We start from the raw sequence: 3,703 nt of genomic DNA, 5'->3' as shown, positions 1-3,703 counted from the left end.
GTTGAAGCAGTAGCAGAAACAGTAGAAACACCGGAAGTTGAAGCAGTAGTAGAAACAGTAGAAACACCGGAAGTTGAAGCAGTAGCAGAAACAGTAGAAACACCGGAAGTTGAAGCAGTAGTAGAAACAGTAGAAACACCGGAAGTTGAAGCAGTAGCAGAAACAGTAGAAGCACCGGAAGTTGAAGCAACAGCAGAAACAGTAGAAGCACCGGAAGTTGAAGCAGTAGAATCCCAAAAAACAAAGGAGACTACAGCAGATGAAGAGACATCAGCAGCAGCTTTAGAATAAACCTCTTGACAAATGCAGATGAATAGGGAGTAAGTAAAATGGTAAGTTGGAAAGATGATAAATCAATAATAACCAGGGATTACATTGATTTGACTGACATTTATTCCCTATATTCTGCTCTTCATTATTCTGAATCAGAAAGATTTGACATCCTCCCTGTACCGAGACAAGGACGATTCCTCACCAGGTAACCTTTGTGGGTGGTAGCTTAATAGGGTTGACGCTTCCTTGGGTACTGCTACTGCAAGCAGTAGTCTGACACTTGTCCTCTATATCGGTTTAAAGTTTCGGAATGACCTCCCGCGACTAGATGTGTCGTTCACGAATTAAACTAATACTTTGTTTGAGTCTCCAGATTGGACAATGCAATTGCCCTTTAATCTTTTACTTTTGCTAGCCTGGGCTTCGGTTTCACATTTATAAGCAATTGTATATCTACAGCAGGCGCTTGGTGGGAATTTCAATCAATATCATTATAATATGATAACAAAAGTTGCCTACTTAAGGGCAAGGCTTGAAACCCATTTTTTTGGTCAGTAAAAATCAAAAAAAATATTTTTTTATATAATTAGGAAACAATGGTAGCTATTAACTGCCGAGGTGTAATCTTCCAAGGTATTCAAGCAATCATTTTTGATAAAGATGGTACTTTAGAAGACTCTCAAGAGTTTTTAAGAAATTTAGGACAAAAGCGAGCTCGCCTTATTGATGCTAAAATTCCTGGAATAGGGGAACCACTACTAATGGCTTTTGGGATTGATGGCAATAATATTAACTCTACAGGATTAATGGCAGTAGGCAGTAGGCGAGAAAACGAAATTGCAGCAGCAGCTTATATTGCTGAAACTGGACGGGGTTGGTTAGAATCATTAACTATTGTCAAAGAAGCTTTTGCAGAAGCTGACCAAATATTGCCGAAGTCTACTCCAGGTTATCTGTTTACAGGTAGTCTAGAAGTGCTAAGGTATCTTTCCCAAGCAGGTATAAAACTGGGTATATTGTCTGCAGATAATACAACAGCAGTGCAAAATTTTGTCAGATACTATCAACTCAACGATTATATTCAACTAGAAATGGGGGTTAATGATAGTCCTAGTAAACCAGATCCAGAACTATTTTTACAAGCTTGTCAAAAATTAGGGGTTAAACCAGTTACAGCATTAATGGTAGGAGATTCTCCAACAGATATAGAAATGGGGAGGAAAGCAGGAGCAGCAGGTTGTATCGGTATTTGTTGGGGGAAACCGGAAGCTAATCACCTACAAGCAGCAGATATAGCGATCGATCACTTAGAAGAAATCCAAGTATTGTGACATATTAAGTTGCATAACTTTGACAAATAAAAATAATGATCGTTTATCAAAAATAACTATTTTGGTAATTGTTAAGATAAATGGCCAATAATTGTTAACTTCCACGATCGAGTGTAAATAAACTGCGAAAAGTTGCCTTCTACTGCAAGTGAAGGTCGCAATGATAGGGAACCATGTTATAATAGAAAAATACAGGGGAAAGTCATCATCTCTTGATAAACAGTAACTCTCCGTGCTAGTTGAAGAATCTTTTGGTGTCCCCTAAGTGCAAAGCTGGGAGTATTTCAATTATTTGATTTGTGTCTTTGCATACAATCTTTGTTATAGTAGAATAAGTTATTAACTCAGGGAAAATAAACAAATAATTCAGAATTTTCTGCTTCTGGTCAAAATAATTGATTGACCAGAAAAAATTATGTCAAGTAGGGCAATGTTAACCTTAATGTTGTATACGTCCCATGCCATTTCCTATACATGGAAAATGGCACAAGAAACATAATAGCTGACTACAAACTGAGTTTTCTGTTAGATAGTTGACTTAATCTGATAGCACAGAAAGTAGAAAGTAGTTATTTTGTACAAGGATTATCCCGAAGTTAAAGCTTATCGATCGTTTGGCTAATTCCTGGAAAATATTAGGAGGAACTACTATTGTCTAGTCGTTACTTATTCACTTCTGAGTCTGTTACTGAAGGACATCCAGATAAAATTTGCGACCAAATTTCTGACACAATTATAGATGCTATATTAGCGCAAGATCCCCAAAGTCGTGTGGCTGCTGAAGTAGTAGTTAACACAGGGTTAGTCCTAATTACTGGTGAAATTACAACTAAGGCCCAAGTAAATTATATAGACCTGGCTAGGAAAAAAATTGCTGATATTGGCTATGTCTATGCAGAAAATGGTTTTTCTGCCGATAGCTGTTCGGTTTTAGTAGCTCTTGATGAGCAGTCAGCAGATATTGCTCAAGGGGTAGATAAAGCTCAAGAAACTCGTGAGCTTTTAAGTGACGAAGAACTCGATGCAGTGGGTGCAGGAGACCAGGGCTTAATGTTTGGTTTCGCCTGTAATGAAACTCCTGAATTAATGCCTTTACCTATTAGTTTAGCACACCGAGTTTGTCGCCAACTGACTGCGGTAAGAAAAACAGGTCAACTTCCCTATTTAAGGCCAGATGGCAAAAGTCAAGTCACAATTATTTATGAAGATGGCCGTCCTGTTGGTATCGATACAATCTTAATTTCTACCCAACACACTGCTAGTATTGGAGAACTTACAGAATTAACGGAAATTCAAGCCAAGATTAAAGAAGACCTCTGGAAATATGTTGTCGAGCCAATATTTACTGATATAGAAATTAAGCCTGATTCACAAACTCGTTTTCTTGTCAACCCCACTGGTAAATTTGTTATTGGCGGTCCACAGGGAGATTCTGGTCTTACAGGACGTAAAATTATAATTGATACTTATGGTGGTTATTCTCGTCATGGAGGCGGTGCTTTTTCTGGAAAAGATCCAACTAAGGTAGATCGTTCAGCAGCTTATGCTTGTCGCTACATAGCTAAAAATATTGTTGCAGCAGGTCTAGCAGAAAAGTGTGAGGTTCAAATTAGTTATGCGATTGGTGTAGCACGACCTGTTAGTATGATGATTGAAACTTTTGGTACTTCTAAGGTAGATGAAGAGAAGTTATTAGAAGTAGTGAAAGAAAACTTTGAACTCCGTCCAGCAGGAATTATTCAGACTTTTAACCTCCGGAACTTGCCTGGAGAAAGAGGCGGTCGTTTTTATCAAGATGTTGCTGCTTATGGTCACTTAGGACGTACCGATCTAGATTTACCTTGGGAGCAAACAGATAAGGTGGAGTTATTAAAGGAAGCATTTCGTCCACAGTTAGCAACTACAGTCTAATAGGTTTCTATAGACTTTTAATTGCTAGGCGTTGCTGAGTCAAGGTATGAAAATAAAAACTGAATAATCTCAAGTATTTGTTATTCAATAGTTTAGCAATTGCCAACAAATACAAATCATACCCAAAATTAGCAACGCTAGTTACTAATAATATTTGATTTTCAGCAACCAAGAGAACTTTCTTTCTT

General features: G+C 37.8%; 3 protein-coding genes and 1 pseudogene. 3 read left to right on the top strand and 1 reads right to left on the bottom strand.

Features of this window, described 5'->3' with window-relative positions; translation table 11 throughout:
• The 3 genes and pseudogenes from F6K22_RS35440 to metK form a co-directional block, all read left to right on the top strand.
• Positions 1-291, top strand: a pseudogene (locus F6K22_RS35440) (hypothetical protein); the annotation flags it as partial.
• Between the two features lie 578 nt (positions 292-869).
• Positions 870-1,604 carry an HAD family hydrolase gene (locus F6K22_RS35435; RefSeq protein WP_293109231.1) on the top strand — a complete coding sequence of 245 codons (735 nt, stop codon included), beginning with the start codon at positions 870-872 and terminating at the stop codon, positions 1,602-1,604.
• A gap of 651 nt (positions 1,605-2,255) precedes the next feature.
• The gene (gene metK, locus F6K22_RS35430) at positions 2,256-3,515 is read left to right on the top strand and encodes a methionine adenosyltransferase (protein ID WP_293109229.1); all 1,260 of its coding nucleotides are present in this window, start codon (positions 2,256-2,258) and stop codon (positions 3,513-3,515) included.
• Positions 3,516-3,522: 7 nt separating this feature from the next.
• On the opposite strand, the gene F6K22_RS35425 is transcribed toward metK, so the two are convergent.
• The coding region (locus F6K22_RS35425) for a hypothetical protein (RefSeq protein WP_293109228.1) at positions 3,523-3,703 on the bottom strand (181 nt) is incomplete at its 5' end.

This window comes from Okeania sp. SIO2F4 (genome assembly GCF_010672385.1).
Classification (GTDB): domain Bacteria; phylum Cyanobacteriota; class Cyanobacteriia; order Cyanobacteriales; family Microcoleaceae; genus Trichodesmium.
This window is presented reverse-complemented; position numbering and strand designations above follow the sequence as displayed.